Source organism: Methylobacterium sp. C33D, assembly GCF_053345825.1.
In genome coordinates this window covers 13,019-36,947 of the sequence record NZ_JBKFAV010000043.1, presented here as the reverse complement: position 1 = coordinate 36,947, position 23,929 = coordinate 13,019, and the positions used below count along the sequence as shown (strand labels likewise).

Annotated in this window: 20 protein-coding genes; 9 read left to right on the top strand and 11 right to left on the bottom strand. The window is 69.4% G+C overall.

From position 1 onward, the window contains the following. Positions 1-17: 17 nt before the first annotated feature. Genes ACLBXO_RS26385 through ACLBXO_RS26365 form a run of 5 tightly spaced genes read right to left on the bottom strand, consistent with a single transcriptional unit; the run spans position 18 to position 4,690 of the window. Positions 18-836 (bottom strand): ABC transporter permease, encoded by an 819-nt coding sequence (locus tag ACLBXO_RS26385; RefSeq protein WP_447687249.1) that lies wholly within the window; start codon positions 834-836, stop codon positions 18-20. 18 nt (positions 837-854) lie between these two features. Next, positions 855-1,760 (bottom strand): ABC transporter permease, encoded by a 906-nt coding sequence (locus ACLBXO_RS26380; protein ID WP_419539331.1) that lies wholly within the window; start codon positions 1,758-1,760, stop codon positions 855-857. Then, positions 1,757-2,800, bottom strand: a complete 1,044-nt coding sequence (locus ACLBXO_RS26375; RefSeq protein ID WP_331314261.1) for an ABC transporter substrate-binding protein — start codon at positions 2,798-2,800, stop codon at positions 1,757-1,759. The genes ACLBXO_RS26380 and ACLBXO_RS26375 overlap by 4 nt, the downstream gene beginning before the upstream one ends. Before the next feature lie 37 nt (positions 2,801-2,837). Further along, positions 2,838-3,932: an ABC transporter ATP-binding protein gene (locus tag ACLBXO_RS26370; protein ID WP_447687248.1), complete on the bottom strand. Its 1,095-nt coding sequence runs from the start codon at positions 3,930-3,932 to the stop codon at positions 2,838-2,840. Beyond that, positions 3,929-4,690: a maleate cis-trans isomerase family protein gene (locus ACLBXO_RS26365; protein ID WP_447687247.1), complete on the bottom strand. Its 762-nt coding sequence runs from the start codon at positions 4,688-4,690 to the stop codon at positions 3,929-3,931. Before ACLBXO_RS26365 ends, ACLBXO_RS26370 begins: the two co-directional genes overlap by 4 nt. Positions 4,691-4,866: 176 nt before the next feature. Between ACLBXO_RS26365 and ACLBXO_RS26360 the strand changes: the two genes are divergently transcribed. Then, positions 4,867-5,595, top strand: a complete 729-nt coding sequence (locus ACLBXO_RS26360) for a GntR family transcriptional regulator (RefSeq protein ID WP_447687246.1) — start codon at positions 4,867-4,869, stop codon at positions 5,593-5,595. 114 nt (positions 5,596-5,709) lie between these two features. On the opposite strand, the gene ACLBXO_RS26355 is transcribed toward ACLBXO_RS26360, so the two are convergent. The 4 genes from ACLBXO_RS26355 to ACLBXO_RS26340 all read right to left on the bottom strand — a co-directional run bounded on the left by ACLBXO_RS26355 (position 5,710) and on the right by ACLBXO_RS26340 (position 9,901). Further along, on the bottom strand, positions 5,710-5,958 hold the full coding sequence (locus tag ACLBXO_RS26355; protein ID WP_447687245.1) for a PilZ domain-containing protein: 249 nt from the start codon (positions 5,956-5,958) through the stop codon (positions 5,710-5,712). Positions 5,959-6,164: 206 nt separating this feature from the next. Beyond that, complete coding sequence (locus ACLBXO_RS26350; protein ID WP_331314251.1) at positions 6,165-7,697, bottom strand: GGDEF domain-containing protein; 1,533 nt, start codon at positions 7,695-7,697, stop codon at positions 6,165-6,167. 127 nt (positions 7,698-7,824) lie between these two features. Then, positions 7,825-9,231: a sensor histidine kinase gene (locus ACLBXO_RS26345; protein ID WP_447687244.1), complete on the bottom strand. Its 1,407-nt coding sequence runs from the start codon at positions 9,229-9,231 to the stop codon at positions 7,825-7,827. Further along, complete coding sequence (locus ACLBXO_RS26340; RefSeq protein ID WP_029360411.1) at positions 9,224-9,901, bottom strand: response regulator transcription factor; 678 nt, start codon at positions 9,899-9,901, stop codon at positions 9,224-9,226. The genes ACLBXO_RS26345 and ACLBXO_RS26340 overlap by 8 nt, the downstream gene beginning before the upstream one ends. Before the next feature lie 289 nt (positions 9,902-10,190). On the opposite strand from ACLBXO_RS26340, the gene ACLBXO_RS26335 reads away from it, so the two are divergent. The 4 genes from ACLBXO_RS26335 to ACLBXO_RS26320 all read left to right on the top strand — a co-directional run bounded on the left by ACLBXO_RS26335 (position 10,191) and on the right by ACLBXO_RS26320 (position 15,346). Continuing rightward, complete coding sequence (locus ACLBXO_RS26335) at positions 10,191-10,388, top strand: polyhydroxyalkanoate synthesis regulator DNA-binding domain-containing protein (RefSeq protein ID WP_447687243.1); 198 nt, start codon at positions 10,191-10,193, stop codon at positions 10,386-10,388. 76 nt (positions 10,389-10,464) lie between these two features. Beyond that, positions 10,465-11,820 (top strand): efflux RND transporter periplasmic adaptor subunit, encoded by a 1,356-nt coding sequence (locus tag ACLBXO_RS26330; RefSeq protein WP_447687242.1) that lies wholly within the window; start codon positions 10,465-10,467, stop codon positions 11,818-11,820. 8 nt (positions 11,821-11,828) lie between these two features. Then, entirely contained in the window at positions 11,829-15,002 is a 3,174-nt protein-coding gene (locus tag ACLBXO_RS26325; protein WP_447687241.1) for an efflux RND transporter permease subunit, read from the top strand. Positions 15,003-15,118: 116 nt separating this feature from the next. Continuing rightward, positions 15,119-15,346, top strand: coding sequence for a hypothetical protein (locus ACLBXO_RS26320; protein WP_029360406.1), 228 nt, complete (start codon positions 15,119-15,121; stop codon positions 15,344-15,346). 19 nt (positions 15,347-15,365) lie between these two features. On the opposite strand, the gene ACLBXO_RS26315 is transcribed toward ACLBXO_RS26320, so the two are convergent. Next, a complete protein-coding gene (locus ACLBXO_RS26315) occupies positions 15,366-15,641 on the bottom strand; it encodes a hypothetical protein (RefSeq protein ID WP_058607239.1) in 276 nt (91 codons plus the stop codon). Between the two features lie 207 nt (positions 15,642-15,848). On the opposite strand from ACLBXO_RS26315, the gene ACLBXO_RS26310 reads away from it, so the two are divergent. Next, positions 15,849-16,139, top strand: a complete 291-nt coding sequence (locus ACLBXO_RS26310) for a hypothetical protein (RefSeq protein ID WP_029360403.1) — start codon at positions 15,849-15,851, stop codon at positions 16,137-16,139. A gap of 452 nt (positions 16,140-16,591) precedes the next feature. On the opposite strand, the gene ACLBXO_RS26305 is transcribed toward ACLBXO_RS26310, so the two are convergent. Beyond that, complete coding sequence (locus ACLBXO_RS26305; protein WP_447687240.1) at positions 16,592-17,770, bottom strand: type II toxin-antitoxin system HipA family toxin; 1,179 nt, start codon at positions 17,768-17,770, stop codon at positions 16,592-16,594. A gap of 760 nt (positions 17,771-18,530) precedes the next feature. On the opposite strand from ACLBXO_RS26305, the gene ACLBXO_RS26300 reads away from it, so the two are divergent. From ACLBXO_RS26300 to ACLBXO_RS26290, 3 genes are all read left to right on the top strand, one after another. After that, positions 18,531-19,421 carry a hypothetical protein gene (locus ACLBXO_RS26300; RefSeq protein ID WP_070998937.1) on the top strand — a complete coding sequence of 297 codons (891 nt, stop codon included), beginning with the start codon at positions 18,531-18,533 and terminating at the stop codon, positions 19,419-19,421. A 568-nt stretch (positions 19,422-19,989) separates the two neighbouring features. Beyond that, positions 19,990-21,714, top strand: a complete 1,725-nt coding sequence (locus tag ACLBXO_RS26295) for an AAA family ATPase (protein ID WP_447687239.1) — start codon at positions 19,990-19,992, stop codon at positions 21,712-21,714. 1,081 nt (positions 21,715-22,795) lie between these two features. Continuing rightward, positions 22,796-23,920 carry a hypothetical protein gene (locus ACLBXO_RS26290; RefSeq protein ID WP_447687238.1) on the top strand — a complete coding sequence of 375 codons (1,125 nt, stop codon included), beginning with the start codon at positions 22,796-22,798 and terminating at the stop codon, positions 23,918-23,920. Positions 23,921-23,929 lie beyond the last annotated feature (9 nt).

Sequence of the window (23,929 nt, the reverse complement as noted above, 5' to 3'; positions counted from 1 at the left end):
CGAGGGCTCCGGGCGCGTCAGCTCGCCAGCCGGCGGGACAGGCCGGCGGCCCGCTCCATCACGGCGGCGAGCACCACGGTCACGAGGATCAGCAGGCTGGAGGCCGCCGCCACCGTGACGTCGAGGCGGCCCTCCAGGTCCTGCCACATGCGGATCGGCAGCATGTCGGTGGCGGCGTCGCGCAGGAACAGCGAGACCGGGACGTTGTCGAAGCTCGCCATGAAGGCGATGAAGCCCCCGGCCAGGATCCCGGGCCGGATCAGCGGCAGGGTCACCCGGCGGAACGTGTAGAGCCGCGAGGCGCCGAGCGAGGTCGAGCTCTCGAGGAGCACCGGGTCCATCTGCGACAGGGCCGCCACGGTGGTCCGGACCACGTAGGGCACGCAGACCACGGTGTGGCCCAGCACGAGGGTCAGCGGCGAGACCGGGATGCCGGCGAGGCTGAACAGCATGAGGGCGGCGAGCCCGAAGGCCAGGGCCGGCAGGACGAGGGGCGACAGGAACAGGCTGTCGAGGAGGCGCGCGGAGAGCCGCCGCGACCGCGCGATGGCGAGCGCCGCCGCGGTGCCCAGCCCCACCGACAGCAGGGTCGTCCAGCCCGCCACCACGAGGCTGTTCCAGGCGGCGGCCCGGAGCTGCTCGGCCTCCGCGAGCGCCGCGTACCAGCGCAGGGAGTAGCCCGGCGGCGGGAAGCGCAGGGAGAAGCCGCTGGTGAACGACACCGCCACGACGATCACGGTCGGCGCCGCCAGCAGGACGAGGCAGAGCCCGGCCAGCAGCAGCACCGCGCCGTGGAAGCTGAACCAGTCGAGATCGCGCCGCAGGCTCGTCCGCATGGTGACCTCCCGGTGGCCTCAGGCAGCGCGCGCGCGGCCGCCCGACAGGCGGCCCGCGAGGTTGAGGAGCGCGACGCAGGCGAGGACCGCCACGAGGAAGACGATCGCGATCGCCGCCGCGAACGGCCAATTGTTGAGCGAGGAGGCCTGCTGGTACAGGTACATGGGCATGAACAGCATCTGCCCGCCGCCGATCAGCGACTGGGTGATGAAGGCGGTGATCGCCGCCGCGAAGGTCAGCAGGCAGCCCGCCACGATGCCGGGCAGGCAGAGCGGCAGGGTCACCCGGAGGAAGGTGCGCCACGCCCCCGCCCCGAGCGCCGCCGAGGCGTCGGCGAGGTTCGGGTCGATCCGCGACAGGGCGGTGACCAGCGGCAGGACCATCAGCGGCAGCTGCACCTGCGCCAGCGCCAGGACGAGGCCGCCCTCGGTGTAGAGAAGCTTCAGGGGCGTGTCGGTGAGGCCGAGGCCGAGGAGCGCGGCGTTGACGATGCCCTGGCGCCCCAGGATCACGATCCACGCGAAGGTCCGCACCACCACGCTCGTGAGCAGCGGCAGCAGCACGATCAGGGTCAGCAGGCCGCGCAGCCGGCCGGGCGCCCAGGTCAGGAGCAGCGCCAGCGGCAGGCCGAGCAGGAGGGTCAGCGCCGTGACCTCGAGGCCGAGCCACAGGGTCGCGCCGAGCACCCGCAGCGAGAACGGGTCGAGCAGGAACCGGGCGTACTGGTCGAGGCCGAACCGGGTCATGGCCGGATCGGCGTAGAAGCTCACGAGCAGCAGCAGCGCCAGCGGCGCCAGGAAGAAGACGAGGAAGAACGCCCCGAGCGGCAGCGCGAGGCGGATGTCGTAGGCCGCCGTCCAGGCGCGGCCCGGGCGCAGGGGCGCCGCGACCGGGCCCGCCGCAATGGCCGGGCCGGCGCTCACACCCGGATCTCGCGGTTGAAGCGCTCGATCCAGGCCGGCCGGCCGCGGTTGATCGCGGTCCAGTCCTGGAACACCGACTTGCGCTTCAGCTCGTCCGCGTCCCTCGCCAGGACCTTGGCGACCTCGCCCTCGATCGCGACCTTCCGGTTGGTCGGCACGATCAGGTAGGGGCTCTGCATCAGCTTGGCCTGCACCTCCGGCGACAGCGCGGCCTCGATCAGCTTGAAGGCCAGCTCCTTCACCGGCGTGTTCTTGACGATGTGGATCGTCGTCTTGAAGGCGATGATGCCTTCCTTCGGTGCGGCGAACTCCACCGGCACCCCCCGGGCCTTCAGGATCTGGATCGCATTGAAGTTGCCCGGCCCGATGTCGACCTGCTCCTGCTGGTAAAGGGCCGCCAGGGCGCCCGGGTTGGCGGCGACGGCGGCGAGGTTCGGCTTGAGCGCCTCCAGCGCCTTGAACCCCGGCTCGACGTCGGTCTCCGAGCCGCCGTGCATCCGGGCGATCTCGACGAGGAAGCCGGTGCCGAGCGTGGAATTCAGGTTGGTGATGCCGACCCGGCCCCGGTACTCGGGCTTCCACAGGTCGGCCCAGGAGGTCGGCGGCGTCTTCACCTTCTCGGGGTTGTAGGTCAGGCCGACGATCTGGAAGAACGGCGCCGGGCCCATCGGCTCCTGCGCGTCCGCGATCAGGTCGCCGTAATGGGCCGACTGGGCCACCGGGTAGGGCTCGACGAGGTCCTGGGCGATGGCCGTGAGGGCCGGCCCCGGATCGTGCAGCATCACGTCGATCGGCGGGTTGGCGCGGGCCGCCTGGACCTTGGCGATCTGGTCGACCGACAGCATCGGGTCGAGGATGACGTCGCCGCCCGAGCTCTTGCGGAAGGCCGGCACCAGCACGGCCCGGTGCGCCTCCTCCCAGCTGCCCGTGAAGGTCGCGAAGACGAGCTTGCGCGCCTGCGCGCGGGACAGGCCCGGGAAGGCCTGCGCGGCGCCGAGGGTCAGGGCGCCGGCGAGGAGGCTGCGGCGGTGCAGTTGCATGGTCGGTTCTCCAGGCTCGGTTTCGGGCGGCTCGGCCTCAGTGTCGGGGGTCGGGGAAGACGCCGACCCGCTCGGGTGCAGTCGGGCGCAGGCGCACGCGGGTGCCGGGCGGCCGCGGCCGGGCGCCCGCCGCGCGCGGCTCGGCGGTCTTCAGGCGGGCGCCGCCGTCGAGGCGGATCTCGTGGACCAGGGTGGCGCCGAGCGGCAGGCCGACCTCGACCACGCCGTCGAGCCCGTCCCCTGCCCTGCCTTCCGCCCCGTCCTCCGCGAAGGCGACGTGCTCGGGCCGCAGGCAGGCGGCGACCCGGGTCCCGTCCGGCAGAGACGTGGCGGCGGGGAGCAGGCCGCCCGCCTCCAGGGCCACCGCGCGGGCGCCGCCCGGCTCCGTCGCGAGCCGCCCGTTCAGGACGTTGGCCGTGCCCACGAAGGTGTTGACGAACAGCGTCTCGGGGCGGTCGTAGACGTCGGTCGGGGGGGCGAACTGCTCCAGGCGGCCGGCATTGAGCACGGCGACCCGGTCGGCCATCGACAGGGCCTCCTCCTGATCGTGCGTGACGATCAGCGTGGTGGTGCCGGCGCTGCGCTGGATGCGCTTGATCTCGATCTGCATGTCGAGGCGCAGGTTCTTGTCGAGGGCCGCGAAGGGCTCGTCGAGGAGCAGGATCGAGGGGCGCACGGCCAGCGCCCGGGCGAGCGCCACCCGCTGCTGCTGGCCGCCCGACATCTCCCGCGGGTAGCGCCCGGCGAGGTGCTCCAGTCGCACGAGCGCCAGCATCTCGGCCACCCGTGCCCTCTGCTCGGCCCGCCCGACGCCCCGGGCCGCGAGGCCGTAGGCGACGTTGTCGGCGACGCTCATGTGGGGGAACAGGGCGTAGTTCTGGAACACGATGCCGACGGTGCGCCGGTTCGGCGGCAGGTGGTCGACCGCTTGGCCGCCGATGATGACGCGCCCCTCCGTGGGCTTCAGGAAGCCCGCGACCGCCCGCAGCAGGGTGGTCTTGCCGCAGCCCGAGGGCCCGAGCAGCGCGACGAGTTCCCCGCCCTTGATGTCGAGCGTCACCGTGTCGACGGCGAGGGCCGACCCGTAGCGCTGGGTGATCCCGTGGAGGATCAGGGTGGTCCCGGCGCTCACGGGCGGCTCTCCCCGGCCGCCGCGAAGGCGCGGCCGTGCGCGGCGAGGTGCGCGGCGCTGCGGGCGGCCGGGCAGCCCGCGAGGTCCAGGCCCTTCCACAGGGTGACGGCCACCGAATCGACCACCGGCACGCCGAGTTCGGCCTCCAGGGCCGGGACCAGCGCGGCGCCCGCGAGGTTCGTGCACACGATCGCCACCGCGTCGACGCCCTCGGCCGCCACCGCCCGGGCCATGCCGGCGATGGCCTCCGGGCCGGCCTCGGCGAAGGCGAAGTTCTCCGACAGGCCGAGATGCCGCTCGGCGCCGCAGTCGAGACCGGCCGCGCCCCAGTTGGCCTGGATCCGGCGCTGCACGTCGCCGGTATAGGGGGTGACGAGGCCGATCCGCCGGAAACCCCGGGCCCGGAACAGGTCGCGGAAGGCGAGCGCGGCGGTGGAGGCCGGGCATCCGGTCCGGTCGGTGATCGCGGCGCTCAGGCGCTCGTCGGCCTCGAAGCCGAGCCAAGCGCCGGAGGTGCCGTTCCACAGGATCGCGGCGACGCGGGCGTCGGCGAGCAGCTCGGCCGCCGCCAGGATCGGCTCGGGGTCGAACTGGTCCAGGGCCGCCGCCGACAGGCCGATCTCCGTCACGCGGAAGCGGGCGAAATGGGCGCTCACGCCCGCGAGCCCGCCCAGCAGATGGGCGGTGGCCGGCTCGAGGACGCTGTTCGACGAGGGCGTCAGCATGCCCAGACGCGTCGTGCGGTTCGGTCGTTCCATCGCATCCACCCCCGATGCACCGAGCATCCGACAGGCCTGGACGGCCGACAAGCCATTTTCTGCATGCTGCATGCAATTTGCGCAAATGCATGATAAGACATCGCAAGAGGCCGGAAAAAGGATCACCGATCGGGCGGCCGGACGCGCTAGGCTGGCGCGATGGAGCGGGAGGATCAATGGACGTCGTCGCACGCCGCCGGGGCCGGCCTCGCAAGGCCCCGGTCGTCCCGGCCGCGCAGGTGCCGCGGACCGGGCTGCACGAGCAAGCGGCGGCCCGGCTCAAGGACATGATCGTGCGCGGCGTGCTGCCGGCGGGCGCGTCCCTCGTGGAGACGGACCTCTCCGTGGCGCTCGGGATCTCCCGGACCCCGCTGCGCGAGGCCCTCAAGCTCCTGGCGGCGGAGGGGCTGGTCGAGCTGCACCAGAACCGCAGCGCCCGCGTCCCGGACTGGACGCCGGAGGAGATCCTCGAACTGTTCGAGGCCCTGGCCGGGATCGAGCGGCTGACCGCGGAACTCGCGGCGCCGCGGATCTCCGAAGCCCTGATGGACGCGCTGCGCGCCATGCAGGCGCGGCTCGACCGGATGCACCGGGACCAAGTGCTCGACGCCTATTTCGCCCTGAACCAGGAGATCCACCGGACGATCGTCGAGGCCGCCCGGAACCGCCCACTGGCGGAGGCCCACGCGGCGCTCCAGGCCCGGGCCCAGTGGGCGCGCCTACGCGCGCTCTCCAGCGGCAGCCGCTGGGAGGAATCGGCCCGGGAGCACCGGGACCTGTTCGAGGCCCTCGCCGCGCGGGACGCCGCCGCGGCCGGGGCCGTCGCCCACCGCCACGTGCTGCGGACCGGCGTCGTGATCGCCGAGACGCTCCAGGCCCGGCGCGCGGACCCCGTGGCGCGGTAACGAAGCGTTAACCCTGTCGTCGCATCGGTCGGTCACCAGCCGGACGCTGGCCTTCCACGCCCATCCGATCCGCCCCTCAACACGGGTGGGCGTGGAAGCCTCGGCCGCCGCCCGTCAGGCGTCGCCGAACGCGACCCCGAGCTCCGTCTCCTGGCGCCACGTGACCCGTGCCGGCCGCCGCCGGCCGCCGACCCCGTAGGCCAGCACGAAGGCGTCGGGAACGCCGATCACGCTCACGACCCTCAGGCGGGCGCCCCCGTCCGACATGTTGCGGATCGTGCAGTCGATCACGCCGCCTCCGGCGAGTTCGATATGGCCCTCGAGCAGGGTCCGTCTGCGGGGCGCGGCGCGTCTGTCGTCCATCCTCGTTACCCTATGGTTGCGGGCCGGATCCCTCCGGATCCGCGCGCGCTCCGCCGGCCCGGGGCACGGATGGTCGATCCCCGCCCGCCTCGTCCCGACGCGACGCCGCCGGCCCCGCTCCGGGCCGCCCGCCGTCGCGGCCAGGAGACCACGGAGTTCGTGTCGATTCCGTCAAAGCGCGCCGCGAAAGCGCGGCGGTGCGCCGGTCAGGAGATCCGCACCAGCTGCAGGGCGCCCCGCGGGGGCGGCGGCGCGACGCTGCGGGTCTGGTTGCGACCGCCGTTCTTGGCCTCGTACAGGGCGCCGTCCGCCAAGCGGTACGGGTCCGGCAGCGGCGCGCTCCGGTCGGCACCCGGCCGGACGGCCGCCAGCCCGATGCTCACCGTCACGGCGCCGGCCCCGATCCCGGCCGACGGGACGGTCAGCTTCGCCACCTCGGCATGGACCGTGTCGGCGACGCGCAGGGCGCCGGCCTCGTCCGTCTCGGGGAGGAGCAGGGTGAACTCCTCGCCGCCGATGCGGCTGACGAGATCCTGGGGGCGGTGCACGCTCGCCGCGAGGCAGCGGGCGAGGCCCTGCAGGATCGCGTCGCCCACCGGGTGCCCGTAGCGGTCGTTGAAGCGCTTGAAGTGGTCCGCGTCGACGATGAGCAGCGACAGGGCATGGCCGTCGCGCCGGGCGGCGTCCAGGTTCCGCCGGAGGGCATCCTCGAAGCAGCGGCGGTTCGGCAGGCCTGTCAGGGTGTCGGTGCGCGACAGCGCCGCCATCTCGGCCCGCAGCGCCTCGCGGCGGCGCAACTCCCGCCCGAACAGGAGCGACAGGGCGATCGTGAGGCCGCACAGCGCCAGCACGATGCCACCGATGATCGTCGCCTTCGCGGCCCACTCCGCCTCCACGTCCCGGGTGGACAGGGCGACGTTCAGGATCAGCGGCAGGGTCCCGATCCGCGTGAACGTGTAGTTCCGCTCCACGCCGTCGCGCACGGAGGTGCTGACGAAGCTGCCCCGCCCCTCGCGCAGGAACCGCTTGAAGATCGCGGTCTGCCCGATATTCGCCCCGAGATCGGCCTCCACGTAGGGGTAGCGCATGATGCGGGTGCCGTCGGTCAGGTACAGGTTGATGGCCCCGCCCGGCCCGAGGTCGATCTCGCTGAACAGGTGCGCGAAGTAGGACAGCTTCACGGTGCCCAGGACCGCGCCGCCGAAGCTGCCGTCGGGTCCGTCGATGCGGCGGCTGAACGGCAGCATCCGTTCGCCGGTGAGCCGCGACACGATCGGGCGCCCGACATGGAGGCCGAGCCCGGTGCTCGCCCGGTGGGCCTGGAAGTACTCGCGATCCGCGTAATTGCCCGGGCGCGGCGGCACGGCCGCGATGTCGCCGACGACGTCGCCCCGCGCGTCGAGGATCAGCATCACGCCCATGTCGCGGGCGGTCGCGGCGCGGTCGAACAGGACGAGCTGGCGCAGGCGCGGGTCTGCCTCCGTCAGGCCCGGCACCTTCAGATTGTCGACGGCCGCGCGGATCGAGAGGTCGTACATCTCGATGTTGCGCGCGATGTCGCGTTCGAGAACCTGCAGGAGGTTCCAGGAGGTCTGCTCCGCGCTGGCCCAGGCGTCGCGGCGCAGGTCCGCCAGCATCAGGCCGGACGTCACGACCATGCCCAGCGGGGCCAGGATGCCGAGGCCGATCCAGGTGCGGGCCGAGCGCAGCCACGGGGCGACGCGTCGCCAGACGTTCATCGGCCCCCCGCGGACGGCGCTTCGTTGCCGCGCTCTGGCACGCCGAGCCTTAACCGCGGCTTTCGCGGCGTTCCGGCCGGCGCGCGCGGTCGTGAATCGCGGTGGATCGAGGCGATTCGCGCCGCGCTCACCGCGCCGCGCGGTCCTCCGGGTCGGCGCCGGCCGGCGGGAAGCGCAGCGTCACGAGGCAGCCTCCGCCCGCCGCCTCCGCGATGGTCACGGGGGCGCCGTGGAGGTCGGCGATCGCCGCCACGAGGCTCAGGCCCAGGCCGTGGCCGGCGGTCCCGCGCGCCGCCTCCGCGCGGTAGAAGCGGCGGAACACCTGGCTGCGCTCCCCTGGCGGCAGCCCCGGTCCGGTATCGGCGACGGTCACGACGACGGCCGCCGCGGCGCGCCGCACCGCGACGGCGACGCGGCCCCCGGGCGGCGTGAACTTCAGGGCGTTGTCGAGGAGGTTCGAGAACGCCTCGAAGCACAGGTCGCGGTCGCCGTGGATCCGGTGCGGCTCGGGGGGCACCGCGAGCGCGAGGTCGATATCCTTCTCCTCGGCGAGCGGCGCGTGGAACTCGACCGCGACGGTCGCCACCTCGCCGATATCGAACCGGGTGAACGCCCCCCGCCGCCGGCCATCCTCCATCTCGCCGATCCGCAGGACGGCGGTGACCATGGCGAGGGTCTGGTCGATCCACACGAGCCCCTGGTCGATGGCCTCGTGGAACTCCGCGACGGTTCGGGCCTGGGACCGGGTGCGCTCGAGCCGGGCGCGCAGGCGGGTGAGCGGCGTGCGCAGGTCGTGAGCGACCGCGTCGCCGACGCTGCGGACCTCGCCCATGAGGTGCTCGATCTCGTCCAGCATCCGGTTCACGGTCCGGGTCAGCCGGTCGAACTCGTCGTCGCGCGGCCCGACCGGCAGGCGCTTGCCGAGATCGCCGCGCATCACCTCGGCCACGGCGGACTCCGTGGCGGCGAGGCGGCGGCGGGCGCGGCTCGTGAGCAGCAGGCCGCCCAGCATCGAGAGCGCCAGCGTCGGCACGAGCCCGAGGCCCAGGGCGCGCAGGGTCGTGGCCCGCACCCGGTCGATCTCGTCGGTGTCGTGCGCGATCACCACGGTGCTGCCGTCCGGGAGCCCGAGCGCGGCCGCCCAGATCTCGTCCTGGAGCCGCCGCCCGGCGAGGTCGACCGTCGCGCTCACCCGGTACGCGTCGCCGTCGCGCGCCAAGCGGTCCGGGATCGCCCCGAGATTGCCGGCCCGGCGCGCCCCGTCCGGGGCGAACAGGCCGCCGTAATGGGTGGCGTGGACGTCCATGGCGATCCACGTGTCGACCCGGTTCCCCGCGGCGGCGGGGTCGGCCGCGGCCGCCCGCACCTCCAGCCGGAGCGTCTCGGCGAGCTCCTCGCGCAGGTAGTCGGCCGTCTGCCAGTAGACGAAGGCGAACATCGCCAGGGCGAGCAGGGCCGACCACAGGGCGATGCCGAGCGCCCAGCGGAGCGCGGTGGAGCGCAGCAGGTCGGCCGGGCGGGGCAGGTCAAGCATCGGGCGAGAGGGTGAACCCGGTGCCGCGCACGCTGTGGATCAGGGGCGGCTCGCCGGCCGCCTCCAGCTTCCGGCGCAGGCGCCCGACATGGACGTCGATCAGGTTGGACTTGGGCGTGAACCGGTAGTTCCAGACCTCCTCGAACAGCATCGCCCGGGTCACGATCTGGCCGGGGCGGCGCATCAGATATTCGAGGAGCTTGAGTTCGCGCGGCAGCAGCTCCAGGTCGCGGGCGCCGCGCCGGCCCGTGCCGGCGATCAGGTCGATCGCGAGGCTGCCCACGTGCAGGACCGTCTCGCGGCTGTCGACCGGGCGCCGCAGCAGCGCCTCGATGCGCGCCGCGAGCTCGCCGAGCGCGAAGGGCTTGGCGAGGTAGTCGTCGCCGCCGGCCCGCAGGCCGCGGATCCGCTCGTCGACGTCGCCCAGCGCGCTCAGGACCAGGGCCGGGGTCCGGTCCCCGTCCCGGCGCAGATCCTGGAGCACGCTCAGGCCGTCCTGCCCGGGCAGCATCCGGTCGAGGATGATCGCGCCCCAGCCGCCGTCCCGGGCCGCCCGGGCCCCGTCCGGTCCGGTCGCGGCCCAGACGACGTCGTGGCCGCGCCCGCGCAGGTCGTCGCGCACGTCCCCGGCCGTCTCCGAATCGTCCTCGATCAGCAGCAGCTTCGCCACGCGCGGCCCCCGCTTCGGTGCATGCTTCGCCCCGATCCCCCGACGCGGGTCACCGACGCCCTTCCTTTGTGCCGGACTTCGCCGCGCAAATCGCCCCGGGCGGGCCACCATGAACCCGAATTTAATGGCACCGCATCGGCTTGGCCCCCTTTATTGGAATGACTCTATCCCGTACCGGCGCCCCGCTCGGCCGCCGGACGGCGCGCCTGCCGGATACCCCCGATGCCGACCCGGTCCCGCCGCCCCTGCCCGCCTCGCGGCCGCACGTCCCTCGCGCGGATGGCGGCGCATGCCTAGGAAGCGGCGCCCCCGGCGCCTGATCAACCGCTACGCCGAAAGCCGCCTCTACGATGTCGAGACCGGGACCTACGTCACCCTCGACCGGCTCAAGGAGATGCGCGGCGCGGGCTACGAGGTCGTGGTCCGCGAGGTCGAGACCGGCCGCTTCGTGACCGAGGACGTGCTTCGGCCGGACCTCGACGCGTGAGCGCGCGCGGTATGAGCGCGCGCGCGCGGCGGGCCGGGGGAGCCGCCTGTGGCCGGCAGTCCCGGTGGGCGTACCCATGGCGCTGACCACCGAGACGGATGCCGGCGACCGTGACGTCGGCCGCCGCGACGCCGGGCGCGCCGACGCGGGCGCGTTCTCCGTGCGGGAGCCGGACGCGGCCGGCACCGCGGCGGCCCGCGACGCCGGCCGCCGCGGCGGCGCGCGGGTCTGGCTGGCCCTCGTCCTCGTCCTCCTCGCGGCGGCGGGCTGGGTCTACCGGGACGCGCTCCGCGAGCGGCTCGGGCTGGCGCCCGCGGCGCAGCCCGTGACCGGCGCGGCCGACACCGCGCCGCCGGACCCCGACCGTGTCACCCTGGACGCGGCGGGGCAGAAGCGGATCGGCCTCGCCTTCGGGACGGCCGAGACCCGCCGGATCGTGCTGCCGGTGCGCGTCCCCGGCACCGTCGCCTTCGACGAGCGGCGGGTGACCCATCTGAAGCCGCGCACGCAGGGGCGGGTTCTGAGCCTCGCGGTCCAGCCCGGCGACCGGGTCCAGGCGGGCGAGACCCTCGCGACCCTCGACGCCGCCGGCATCCTGGACGCGCGCAACGGCTATCTCGCCGCGCAGGCCTCGCTGGGCGAGGCGCAGGCCTCCGAGGCGGTGGCCGCGCTGCAGCTCAAGCGCGGGCTGGAGCAGCTCAAGTTCGGCGGCGTCGCGCAGGCCGAGGTGGAGCGGCGGCAGGTCGATCTCGCCAAGGCGCAGGCGGCGGTGAAATCGGCCCAGGCCAACGCCGAGATGTACCGGGCGCAGTACCAGCGCCTCGCCCCGACCGAGGGGGCGGCCCCGGGTACCAGCGCCGTCGTGACCCCGATACAGGGCGTCGTGACCAGCGTCGGCGTGACCCTGGGCGAGGTCGTCGACACCACCCGCGACGCCTTCACGGTCGCCGACCCGACCCGCATCCTCGTCCTGGCCAATCTCTACGGGCCCGATCTCGGGCGGGTGAAGGCCGGCGACACCGCCTCCGTGGAGAGCCCGGTTCCGGGTCGCGCTCCCTTCGAGGGCCGGGTCCGCTCGGTGAACGCCGCCCTGGATCCGGCCACCAACACGGCGCCCGCCCGGATCGAGCTCGACAACCCGGGCGATCTGCTGCGCGCCAACATGTTCGTGTCCGTGACGATCGCGGCAGATCTCGGCCGCGACGGGGTCACGGTCCCGGCCGCCGCCATCCAGCAGACCGAGCAGGGGCCGATCGCCTTCGTGCGCGCGGCCGAGGACCGGTTCGAGCGGCGCGCCCTGAAACTCGGGATCCAGCGCTCCGACTGGGTCGAGGTGCAGAGCGGCGTCGCGGCCGGGGAGAGCGTGGCGACGCAGGGCAGCTTCGGGCTCAAGGCGATCCTGCTGCGCAGCCTGCTCGGCTCGACGGATTGAGGCCCCCGATGCGGTCGTGGTTCGCCCTCCTGGTCCGCCGCCGGTTCCTCGTGCTGATGATCGCGCTCGCCGCGGCGGCGGGGGGCGTGGCCAACCTCGAGGGCCTGTCGATCGACGCGGTGCCGGACATCTCGCCCAAGCAGGTGATGATCCTGACCCTGTCGCCGGGGCTCGGCGCTCTGGAGGTCGAGCGGCTCGTCACCTTCCCGGTGGAGAACGCCATGGCGGGGGCGCCGAGCCTGACCGGGATCCGCTCGACGTCGCGGGCCGGGGTCTCGGCGGTCTACGTCACCTTCGCGGACGGGATGTCGATCACCGAGGCGCGCAGTCAGGTCTTCCAGCGCCTGCCGACGGCCAAGGGCATGATGCCGGCGGGCGTCGGCGACCCGCAGATGGGCCCGATGGCGACCGGCCTCGGCGAGATCTACCAGTTCGAGCTGCGCGGGCCCGCCTACACGCCGATGCAGCTCCGCCGCACCCTGCAATGGACGATCGCGCCGAAGCTGAAGCTGACCCCCGGCATCGCCGACGTGAACATCTACGGCGGCCAGATGCCGACCTACGAGGTCCGGGTCTCGGCCGACGCGCTGCGCCGCTACGGCGTCGGCCTCGCCCAGGTCTTCACGGCGCTGACCGACAACAACGCCGCCCGCGGGGGCGCCTATATCGAGCACAACGACCAGCAGGAGACGATCCGCGGCCTCGGCCTCGCCAAGGGGCCGGAGGACATCGCCAACATCGTGGTCGCCACGGGACCCGGCGGCGTGCCGGTGACGCTCGGGACGCTGGGCCAAGTGGTCGAGGCGCCGAAGGTCCGGCTCGGGGCCGTGACGCACGACGCGCAGGGCGAGACGGTCGTGGGCATCGCGATGATGCAGCTCGGGGAGAATGCCAGCGCGGTGGTCGGGCAGGTCAAGAAGACGATCGACGACCTGCGCCCGCAATTGCCGCCGGGCATGGAGATCGTGCCCTACTACGACCGCAGCGCGCTCGTGGACCGCACGATCCACACCGTGGAGCACAACCTCCTCGAAGGCGCGGTGCTCGTCATCGTCGTCCTGCTGCTGCTGCTGGGCAACCTCCGCGCCGGGCTGATCGTGGCCGCCGCGATCCCGCTCGCGATGCTGATGGCCTTCGCGGGGATGCGGCTGCTCGGCCTCTCGGGCAACCTGATGAGCCTGGGCGCCATCGATTTCGGCCTGATCGTCGACGGCGCGGTGGTGATGGTCGAGAACGTCCTGCGCGCCCGCGGCGAGCATCCGGACCGGCCGCCCCAGGATCTGATCCGCGACGCGGCCGCCGAGGTGGCCAAGCCCGTGATGTTCGCGGTGGCGATCATCATCCTGGTCTACGTGCCGATCCTCGCGCTGGAGGGCGTGGCCGGCAAGATGTTCGTGCCGATGGCGCTGACCGTGATCCTCGCGCTCTCCGGCTCGCTCATCGTCACCATGACGCTGATGCCGGCGCTCGCCGCGATCTTCCTCGCCGGCCGCGGCGTCGGCGAGCGCGAGACGCGCCTCGTCCACTGGATGCGGGCCGCCTACACGCCGATGCTCATGGCCGCCGAGCGGCACGCCCTCGTGACGGTGCTGGCGACGCTCGCCCTGTTCGCGGGCTCCTGCGTGCTGGCGACCCGGCTCGGCGGCGAGTTCCTGCCGAAGCTCTCGGAGGGCTCGATCGTGATCACCTCCGAGAAGCTGCCCGGCATCGATCTCTCCGCCTCCCTCGCCACGGTGACCCGCATCGAGCGGGTGCTGAAGTCGTTCCCGGAGGTGAAGCGCGTCGTCTCCCTCACCGGCAGCGCCGAGATCCCGACCGACCCGATGGGCGTCGAATCGACCGACAGCTTCATCACCCTCACCGATCCGGCCACCTGGAAGACCGCCGAAACGCAGGAGGGCCTCGTGGCGGCCTTCGACAAGCGCCTCAAGGAGGAGGTGCCGGGAGTGGCCTACAGCTTCTCCCAGCCGATCCAGATGCGCATGGACGACCTGCTGGAGGGCGTGCGCGGCGACGTGGCGATCAGCCTCTACGGCGACGACCTGAAGACCCTCAAGGACACGGCCGACGCCATCGTGCGCACGGTCTCCGGGGTCGACGGGGCGGCGGACGTGAAGGCCGAGGCGCAGGCCGGCATGCCGGCGCTCACGATCCAGGTCGACCGCGCCAAGGCGGCCCGCTACGGCATCAACGTCTCGGACGTGCTCGACATGGTCGAGAGCATCGGCGGGCGGACCAGCGGCGTCGTCTACGGCGACGACAACTCGATCACCGAGATCGTGGTGCGGCTCGACCCGGCCGACCGCAGCGACATCGAGCGGATCCGCGCCCTGCCGGTCGGCCGGTCCGGCACCGGCGATCCGGGCCGGGAATCGGGCAGCCGCATGATGGTGCCGCTGTCGATGGTCGCCAGCGTGGACGTGGCCTCCGGCCCGGCGCAGATCAGCCGCGAGCGTCTGCAGCGGCGGATCTCCGTGCAGGCGAATGTCCGCGGCCGCGACGTCCAGAGCTTCGTCGACGCGGCCAGGGCCGCCGTCGACCAGCAGGTCAAGCTGCCGCCGCGCTACTCGCTGGTCTGGAGCGGGCAGTTCCAGAACCTCCAGGAGGCGACCGCCCGGCTGACCGTGGTGGTGCCCGCCGCGCTCGCGGCGATCCTCGTGCTGCTGGTGGTGATGTTCGGCGACATCCGCCTCGCCGGGCTGATCTTCCTCAACGTGCCGGTGGCGGCCACCGGCGGCATCCTGGCCCTGACGCTCCGCGACATGCCGTTCTCGATCTCGGCGGCGATCGGCTTCATCGCGACCTTCGGCATCGCGATCCTGAACGGCGTCGTGCTGACGAGCTACATCCGGGACCTGGAGGCGTCCGGCCTCGGACCCCGGGAGGCGGCGACGCGGGCGGCCGAGATGCGGCTGCGCCCGGTGATGATGACGGCGCTGGTGGCGGCCCTGGGCTTCCTGCCGATGGCGCTCTCGACCAGCGCGGGCGCGGAGGTGCAGCGGCCGCTCGCCACCGTGGTGATCGGCGGCCTGATCTCGGCGACCCTGCTCACCCTGGTGGTGCTGCCGGCAATCTACCCCGCGGTCGCCGGCCTGCGCCTGCCCTTCGCCCGGCCCACGCCCCCCGCCGGGCGACGGCCCGGCGGCTCCGGGGCGCGCCGACGCGCGGTGGCCGACCCGTGACCGCGATCGGAGCGCGACAACGTATCCGCAATCGGTATGTGGATACGCAATTCTGTGCTGATGCCCGGACGATCCGCGGGGGCCTATGCTGGTCCGACACGGAGCGGGAGTCCGGCATGTTGGACGGCGACGCCTTTGCCCACGAGATCGCGGCGCTCCTGATCGCCGACATCAAGACCTCCGGCGCGCGCACGCGCGGCGAGCTCGAGGAGGCCTGCCGGATCTCCCTCGAGAGCCTGCTCGGCGGCACCGCGGTGCCGCCGCAGATCGCCGTGCTTATGCCGATCGGCCTGGAGCGCTGGCCGCGGGTGGTCGTGAAGGGGCGGCCCCTGCCGGACGTGTAGGCCGGCGCGGCCTGCCCGCTCAGCGGCCGATGACGCCGGTGCCCCCGGTCGGGCCGACGGTGTTCGGCCCGGTATTCGGGGCGGGCGTCGCCGCCTGGTTCCGCTGGATGTCCATCCGCAGCGTGTTGCTCTGGCTCGTCTGCTCCTGGCGCAGGGCGCGCATCTGGCCGCCCGTCTCCATGGATCGGTTGGCGGCGTTGGGGTTGTTCTGCTGCACCTGGGCCAGGGCGGGCGTCGCGGCGGTCGCGGCGAGACCGAGGCTCGCGGCGGTGAGCGTGGCGATGAGGCGGCGCATGGAAAAGCTCTCGCGCTGAGGGATCCTGCCGCGTTGACCCACTGGGTCCCCGCCAAGTTCCATTCCGCTCGCGAGCGAGGGGGCATCTTCGCGACCCGCGGATGAGTTAGTCGATCCCTGCGGGCTGCCGGCGTTCTTCACGCCTTGTTAACGCATCGGGGCAAGGCTGGCTCTGGCGTCGAGCGTTGGACGTTGGAGAGGGGCGTGATGCGGGCCTTGTCGGCGGAGGATGAGCAGGCTGTCGAGCGGCTGACGCTCCAGCTCCTTCACGACGCCTATTGCGACCTCGCGGCGGTCCTGCGCGGCGCCCAGCCCCAGGCGGCCGCGGCGATCCTCGGCGTCATGGAGCAGCGCGTGACCGACGTCCTGACCCGGATCTGCCGGCAGGGTTCGGAAGGGGCGGCCTCGGTGGAGATCGCCGTCGCCGTGGGCGAGCGGATCGGCGAGATCATGGATCAGGCGCACGGGCGGGACGTGGCCGGCACGCGGGCCGCCTGATTTGAAAGATTGCGGACGCCGGCGCTACCGGCAGATTTAACGCCGTGCGTAGTCTATTATTCGCGGTCTAACTGAGATCAAGGATCGCACAGTAATCAAATAATGGTATGCCATAAGTCAAAGATTTGATTTAGAAAATTTGCATGTTTGCTTGAGGTTCTGTCAAATTTGTCATTTCTAGGTCAAATCAGCTGAAATTTATAATCGCGGGAAAGCCTAATTATGGAGTTGTGGCTCGAAAATACGATATTTCTCTAGCCAGGCAGATTCGGCCGTAATCAAAATCGATCTGATTGTTGGGATTTTTAATTTTTGATAGATATGTAGATTGGCATCTAAAATTTGCGGCCCATTCATTTGGCCAGAATATTTTTCCCCTCTAGGTTGATGGCGTTCTGTCGAATGGGATCAGTTTTAAAGAGGTGGCGCTGATTCGCTGATGCGGAGATTCGCTAGGACGTGATGGGGCTGGGCAGCAAGCCGAAGCATGCCGAGATCATTTCCTGGTCCCGTCGAGATACCCCTCTGGCGTCTAAAAAATCCGGGATGCGTGAGGTTGCTTCATGAATTTCAACGAGAATCGATGTGGCTTCGGCAGCGGAGAGGCCAAATTTGGGATAGCTCGCGAATGCGATGCTCGGGTTGCACTCTCGACTCATACCGGGAGCTGGGGCGCAGACATGTTTGGTGCCCGAAGGATGCGGTACAACATCGAATACCGGTGAGAGTCGCCAACCGGTCCCATCGTTGATTAAGGCGTGGTTGCGTAAATGATCATCGGTGTTCCGCAGATAGGCGTTAACCAGGAGCCTGCGGAACATCTCACGTTCCGGATCCTGAACACCGATCCGGCGCGCGGCAGATGCGATGTCCAGGTAGGTTTTGCTTGTAGTATATCCATAGGCGGGTTCACTCAGCAGAGTGCCGGCGCTGAGGTAAGACAACCGAGCCCCATCCGAGGACCGGTCGAACCGCGATATCAAGAGAACCGACCGACCGTTGACGACATGCAGTTCGCGCTCTGGGACTCGAAGTCCTGCGGCCTCAGCAAAATCCAGACAAACCGCTTCAGCCCTGGGATTGTCGAACCTATCGTCCCATGTGGAGAATTTTGCGATCCATTCCTTGTCTGAAATCCGAATGCGGGCCTTCGGTCGAGCTCCTCCAATGTCTGAGCTATGCATGAGTAGCTTAGCGAGTTGATCCGCTGACGCTTCGCCTCCCTCATATTTTTCTGCTGCGATGAGCATTTCTTCGAGAACGCCCTCGCTTTGAGCTAACCCAGGCGCCGCGTCCGTTCTGGGTGTCCACCTTTCAGGAGCCTCCGGCGTTGAGCCGAAGGCCAGATCGCCCGTACGCGACGGGCCGCCCAAAGCCAGAAACTCCGGCATGCCGAGTTCCAGTTCCGGATATGCGTGGGTCAGGATTCCCTTGCCCCAACCGTCAGGGCCTGCATCGTGAAAGGCGAGATGGACCTCTCCCACGGTCGCAGGCAGCCACTTATTTCTTAGCGGCAGGCCAATGGGGTCAATCGGCTTGCGTCCTTCTGAAGTTAGATAGTCGGAGCTATAGGCAAAACGACCGAGCCGCCGTGAGGAACCACCTTCGAAGACCAAGAGGCCGATGGGCACATAGCCGCTTGGCCTTGACCGGAATACGTGCATTTCCTCAAGGCGGTTGTACTTAGAGGTTCGCCACATACCCGCTCACGATTATCCCGCGGCGATCCAGCATGGCATCCGCTGTGTCTCTGATGTGATCACACAGGCAAATGTCGCCACGTTGATCTGTGCGGATCGGTAAGATCAGCGCAGTGTGCAAGCATCTGCTAGCCACAACCGGCCACCCGGCCGTCAGGCGATCATGCGATGTGAAGCGCTCACCCGCAACAAGGAAAAGGCCGCCAGGCTTCCGTTAACGATCGCGACAGGAAGGACTTCCTCAAGACCATATTGCCGCATCTGCGGCCTTCTCAAAGGCGCCGATCCACGTCAAGTTTGTCCCTGGCAGACCACCCGCACACGCCGCGCCGCTCTTTAGCAGGGAGCGGCCGGCACCGGTGTTAGCAGCACCGAGCGCCGGCCTGACCACAATCCGTATCAGACAAGGATACCGACCATGGCTGAGACCTTCCCTACCGGCGTTATCGCGCCGACGAAACTGGCCCGATGCATGAATTCCGGGCAGCCCCAAGCCCCCGTCCCGGCAACCCGCCTGATCGCCTGAAGGCGCGCTGGCACGCGATACGCCGTGCCTCAGCATCCCCTCGCTATCCCGCAATCCTGACGCCCTCGTCACCGCAGGCCTGAGGCTGCGAAAAACGAATCCGTTCGTCGCCCTGCCATTCGGTTAAGGGCGCGCGGGTTGGCGTCGCCTGGACGGAAACCATCCATGACCATCGTCGTCCCCCACCCCGCCGTTAAGCGCGGCGGCCGACAGCGGTTGGCCGCGCGTAGGCAGCCTGAGTCCGCGACGCCCAGCCGGATCACCGTGCCGCTCGGGAGCGCCGCGGCCCTCGGCTGCGGCCATGTCCAGTTCGCGATCCCGCAGATCTGCGCACCCGAACTGATGGCCGCGGTCGAAGCAGCGCTCGACGGCGCGTTCCGGGCGACCTTTGTGCCCGATCCCCTGCTCGGACCAGGCTTGTCGCAACTCGGCTCCGTGCTGGCCTCCATGGTCAAGAGGCACGGGGGCCTCATCGAGGCGGCCATCACTGACGTCCTGGAGCGAAGCGGGCGCTACATCGTGCTGCGCAATGTCGCTATGCCCATCACCGTTCCGACCCAGGAACTCGTCCGCGCCAGCAGCGTCGCCCAGCTCAACCAGACCTCGATCGAACTCGCGGGCGCCGTCGCGCAGTCGGTATTTCTCGACCTGATCGTCGTCGACCGGAAAGAGAGCCGAGCCATCATCGCCGAGGTCAAGAGAGGCTCCGGAAAAAATGAGGCTAGGAAAATACACCAAGTCGAGTGGGTGCTGCGGTGCGCGCAGGTCCAAGGCCGCTCGTTTCTGACCTCACTCGGCTATGAGGTCGCGCAGATCCGCGCAGTGCTGATCGATGTCTATGGACGGGCCGGGTACGGCGATGACCTTACGGTGAGCGGACCGGCTATAGATCAGCTGTTCGCGACCCCGGTCTTGGCAGCGCTCGACACTGTGACGGCGGCGCTTCAAGCTCGATTGCGCGCGGCCGTACCCGACCTGCTGACGATGGCGTTGGCGAGCCTCGCCGTTCCTGAGAACGCCAAATACCCGCACTCGCCCGGGCCGCTCGCGCCCTGATCGCAACACGTTGGCATCGGGTCGCGGCCGCGACCTGATGCGTCCATCCCGCTCGCCATCGATCCCGCACCGTGCGCCTGCGCGCCGGCGTGCTCTCCAGGTCTGCCTCAATGACACTCGCCCGTGACCCTGCTCCCAGCCTCTCCGGCACAACTGACGCAGCCAACCTCTCGCTGCCCCTGTCCTGGTGGCGCGTCCTGGCCCCTGAGGCCCTCGATATGGCGGCGCAGCGTCGCCTGTCCGCTGCCCTGAATGCCGCGCAGCCCCTACCGTCCCCCCACTGGTCCGCTGCTCGCCGGGGCGATCCGGCGGCTGCGACCCATGTCGCCCTCAGCATCCTCGCTGAGGCCGTCGCCTCTCCTGGGCGCCTCGATCCGGCGATGTCGGCGATCTGTCTGTGCGCAGCGCGGGGTGACGGCTCCTGCATCGATCTGCTCGTGCACGTGCTCGGGCGGCGAGCTCGACGCCGGGCTGATCTCGAGGTGCTCTGCCTTGCCCACGCTTGGTGCTCCGTTCCGCGCCGCGGTGCCGACCGCGTCGGCGTCGCCCGCTGAAAGGGAAGAAGCTGATGGCGTTCTCTTCGACCCCGCCTGCCCTGCAGATCGACCCCGAGGCGGCACGTCGCCTGCTCGAGCCGATGCTTCCACGCCGCCTGCGCCCGTGCCTCGCTCAGGATCTGCGCGTGGCTTCTGCTTGCTCCGAGCTCGCTTTCGAGATCACCACCCTTGCCCCGGATGCCGAGGCGCTGGTCTCCGCCTGGATCGCGGCGGCCTCTTCCGAGGGGGACTTGTGGCGCGACCGTCGCTGGATAGCCCGAAGATCCGCTCTGATCCGGTTCCTCGACGTGTGGGGTGTGGAGCACGATCGGCCGGTGGCGCGGGCGTTGGCCGATGTCGTGACGCTGCTTTCTTGCGCCGGCGATGATCGTAGAGCTGCGGCGCGCTTGGCCCCGCCCCTCTGGCTGGAACGCGAAGCTGTTCTCGACCTCCGTAAAGGGCTCGCGGCCTTGGCCGAGACGCAGACGCGCCTCTGTATCGGACGCGTCGCCGAACAGGGCGCCGAGTCGGACAGCACCGGTGCGACCGATCTCGCTGTCGCCCTGCAGGCAGCTTGGCACGACGCGCTCACGGACGCGCTTCTGACGTTCTCCGAGAAGACGAGCAGCGCCATCGCTGCTGCTGCCACCTTGGCCTGTGGCGCCAATGATGCCTTCGCCAGCGACGTGGCACTCGTCCACGCGCTCGTGCCCGTTGGGGAGGTCTTGACACGACCCGTCGCAGACAGCGCAGCGACGCGGGAGCGGCGCAGATGGAAGAAGATCGAGGCTCAACTCGTCGAAAAAAGCGAGGCGCGCCGGCGCGAGAAGGCGGCAACCGTCGACAGCACGCCAAAGCTGCCGGATGCCGATGCCCCACCCGCGGAAGTGCCCAAAGGCCACGTCCTCGTCGTTCCGGCAATCCAGGAAACCGGGAGCGACCGCGGCCGCTCCATCGCCCGCGGCTACGAGCACGTCATCGGCAAGGCGCTCCCGCTGGTCGCCGTGCCGGATCTCGCAGCCGTGCGCACGCGGCTCGTCTTCGAATTTCCTTACGCTCAGGTTACGATCGACAGGCTTCTGGCCGACCTGATCGGACGTGAGTACACCACGTTCCGGCCGACCCTGCTGATCGGCCCGCCGGGAGCCGGCAAGACCCGCCTCATCGCCAGGATTGCCTTCCATCTCGGGCTGGGGTTGTGGCGCGTCGATGCGACGCGCGACGCCGGCGCATCGCTGGGTGGCCTCGACCGCCGTTGGGCGACCTCGGAACCGGCGCATCCGATCATGGCGGTAGCTCGGACCGGTAGTGCCAACCCGCTGATGCAGATTGATGAATTGGAGAAATCCGCGACCCGTTCGGATCACGGTAGGCTTTGGGATGCCCTGCTTTCGATGCTCGAACCTGAGACCGCCCGAACCTACCAAGACCCTTGTTTCCAGACGGAGACTGATATCAGCCGCGTCTCGTGGCTGGCCACTGGTAATGAGATCGGCAACTTGCCCGCCCCTCTGCTTGATCGCCTGCGCGTGTTGGAAATGCCGGCCCCGAGCCACGCAGATCTCGATGCTCTGCTCGAACCGGTCCTGGCAGGAATCGCGGCCGATCACGAGCTCGCTCCCGCCTTCATTGCGCCGCTCGACGGCGAGGAGATCGCGTTGCTTCGACGATCCTGGCGAGGCGGCTCGGTCAGGCGACTGATTCGCTTGGTCGAGGCTGTTGTCAATGCGCGCGAAACTCTCGCTGTGCGGCAGTAGATTAACATGATCGATTGCCGGAGAGGGTATATCGCTCTCCGGTGCTATTCTGTCACCCACATGAGCCGCGACTCCGCAATGATTGTGCATTCTGCCGTGCTGAATAGGTTGCGAATTACTTGCGCAATAATCGAAGTTGCAACTCTCAGATGTTTCTGGTGAATTTTCTTCATCATTAACGATGGTAACTGATATCGATATTTCTTCTTCAGATTCGTTTGAGCCCTCTCGGATCCTCCCTCGAGACACGTTCTCCCCGACGTCGCCAGCCTGCGAAACTGCGCTGCCGGAAACACCGACCTTTACGGAAGTCTCACGCCACAAGGGATCGAATGCTCGGCGTGCACGGAACTGTTGATCCTCAGGTTCGAGCATGACTACGACGATAGGTTCTGGCCCATCACGGTGGAGGATCGCCGCACGGGCGGTTTCCCCGTGTTGTGCCAGGATCGAGGCGCGAATCGTGGATGGCGATAGTTCGCCGCCCGTGCTGGCGTCGAGCGCCGGGCCGATATCGACAGTTGCGACCTTCATGTGGGCCGGCAATCGCTTGACGACGCCATTCGTGGTCACAGTCCGAGCCTCATGGACCCGCGCGTCGAGATCAGCGGCATATCCAATGGTGTCGCCAAGGATGGTGATCGAAGCTCGGGCGCCCTCTCCGCGTGGACTCAGAATCCGGGAAGCCTCCTGCAACGCCGCTGCCTTCGCAACGAAAGAGCGCTTCAAATTGAAGGTTCCGGCAGCCATGGTTGGGACCTCGCGGTATGCCGGGAGGATAGGCGCTGACGGCGATGAAAATCGGAAGCGAAAAATTTAGATCGGCGTGACCTCGGCCATGGCGCTCACTAGGTCCCCTAGTGGGTCCTGAACCTATCCCTGAACCCGCTCGGGATTGGGATAAAATTTTTCCGCTTCGCATCGGACGAGAGATGTTGCCCAGGAGCGACCCCTCCAAGCATGAGGTGCTCATGAACGAGGTCCGACGCCCACCCTTGAGGTTACGACTCATCAGGGACCATCGCGATTTTCGTCGCACCTGGCCAAGCTAGAGAAACGAACAGGCCAGGGGGCGCGAACCATGACACATTTCACGTGTGTCCGTGTCGAACGTATCAGAAACCGCAGCGAGCTAGCCCGCATCGCGTCGCACGGCCTGCGGCTTGATCCCAGCAGCAAGGCGCGTGTGGACCCGGCTCGAACGCCGCTCAACCGCTCGGGATCGGACTATGCGGAGAACCCGCTGGATCTCTCAAAGGCGCTCGAAGGCTTCCTTAAAGCAAACGGTGCCCGACTATACGGACGCGCGCCGATCGGCCTCCACGTCCTCGTGAGCGTCAGCCCCGGCTGGATCACTGAAGTCGGCGAATTGCACGATCCCCAAAATACGCGGAACGTTCAGTTGGCTCAACAAGCTGTGGATTGGGTCCAGCGAGCACTTGGCGGGGGGAGGCCCTGCATCGTGGCCTGGCGGCAGGATCTCGATGAGAAGGGCGGCGGGGTCGTGGACATCGTGGCCGCGCCAACCCGTACCGCAAAGCTAAATCGGTTCAAAAATGATGTCACCATCGTGTCGGTGACGGCCGCACTCGAAGCGCACCGTGCTCTACACCCTAAGGAACCAACCGCGTTCGGCGCGCTTCAAACTTCATGGGCAGCTCACGCCGCCAAGACTCTGGATCGCACGCTTCGTCGCGGCACGCGCAAGGTCGATCAGCCCGCCAGGCACCTCGATCCAGAGCGTTACGGCCGGCTGGTAGATGCGGCTCGCGACGAGGCCAAGGCCATAGCGGCGCAGGATCTCACCGAAGAGCGGGCAGTTCTGGATGCCCGCGAGCGACGGCTGGAAATTGCGGAGGAGAAGATCACTCGGTTCGTTGCTGGGATGGCAGCCGAAAGAGAAAGGATCATGGCGGAGGCCCGAGCTAAGGTTGATGACGCCCTCAACGCTATCGCGATCGGGATCGATGCGCTGACCGATGGTAGGATCGTCGCCGTTGAGCATTGTGCGGAGAGCGGTGAGCTTCTTCTCATTCCCGACATGAACCTTGATGCCGCCGAAAGATCCGCGTTGTGGGAGGCAATCACTCCGGGCCTGCCCGCTGGACTGATTACGGTCCTTGGATACATCCAAGCTGAGGCGGATCGATCAAGAGAGGCCAGAAATGGCGACCACGCTAGGCATCCTTCCCCGAGCCACTTCTGAGTTTGATTT

Excerpts from the sequence above, each read along its gene's own strand:
- ACLBXO_RS26385 (WP_447687249.1), bottom strand. The coding sequence starts at position 836 with ATGCGGACGAGCCTGCGGCGCGATCTCGACTGGTTCAGCTTCCACGGC.
- ACLBXO_RS26375 (WP_331314261.1), bottom strand. The coding sequence starts at position 2,800 with ATGCAACTGCACCGCCGCAGCCTCCTCGCCGGCGCCCTGACCCTCGGC.
- ACLBXO_RS26365 (WP_447687247.1), bottom strand. The coding sequence starts at position 4,690 with ATGGAACGACCGAACCGCACGACGCGTCTGGGCATGCTGACGCCCTCG.
- ACLBXO_RS26360 (WP_447687246.1), top strand. The coding sequence starts at position 4,867 with ATGGACGTCGTCGCACGCCGCCGGGGCCGGCCTCGCAAGGCCCCGGTC.
- ACLBXO_RS26355 (WP_447687245.1), bottom strand. The coding sequence starts at position 5,958 with ATGGACGACAGACGCGCCGCGCCCCGCAGACGGACCCTGCTCGAGGGC.
- ACLBXO_RS26350 (WP_331314251.1), bottom strand. The coding sequence starts at position 7,697 with ATGAACGTCTGGCGACGCGTCGCCCCGTGGCTGCGCTCGGCCCGCACC.
- ACLBXO_RS26345 (WP_447687244.1), bottom strand. The coding sequence starts at position 9,231 with ATGCTTGACCTGCCCCGCCCGGCCGACCTGCTGCGCTCCACCGCGCTC.
- ACLBXO_RS26335 (WP_447687243.1), top strand. The coding sequence starts at position 10,191 with ATGCCTAGGAAGCGGCGCCCCCGGCGCCTGATCAACCGCTACGCCGAA.
- ACLBXO_RS26330 (WP_447687242.1), top strand. The coding sequence starts at position 10,465 with ATGGCGCTGACCACCGAGACGGATGCCGGCGACCGTGACGTCGGCCGC.
- ACLBXO_RS26325 (WP_447687241.1), top strand. The coding sequence starts at position 11,829 with ATGCGGTCGTGGTTCGCCCTCCTGGTCCGCCGCCGGTTCCTCGTGCTG.
- ACLBXO_RS26320 (WP_029360406.1), top strand. The coding sequence starts at position 15,119 with ATGTTGGACGGCGACGCCTTTGCCCACGAGATCGCGGCGCTCCTGATC.
- ACLBXO_RS26315 (WP_058607239.1), bottom strand. The coding sequence starts at position 15,641 with ATGCGCCGCCTCATCGCCACGCTCACCGCCGCGAGCCTCGGTCTCGCC.
- ACLBXO_RS26310 (WP_029360403.1), top strand. The coding sequence starts at position 15,849 with ATGCGGGCCTTGTCGGCGGAGGATGAGCAGGCTGTCGAGCGGCTGACG.
- ACLBXO_RS26300 (WP_070998937.1), top strand. The coding sequence starts at position 18,531 with ATGACCATCGTCGTCCCCCACCCCGCCGTTAAGCGCGGCGGCCGACAG.
- ACLBXO_RS26295 (WP_447687239.1), top strand. The coding sequence starts at position 19,990 with ATGGCGTTCTCTTCGACCCCGCCTGCCCTGCAGATCGACCCCGAGGCG.
- ACLBXO_RS26290 (WP_447687238.1), top strand. The coding sequence starts at position 22,796 with ATGACACATTTCACGTGTGTCCGTGTCGAACGTATCAGAAACCGCAGC.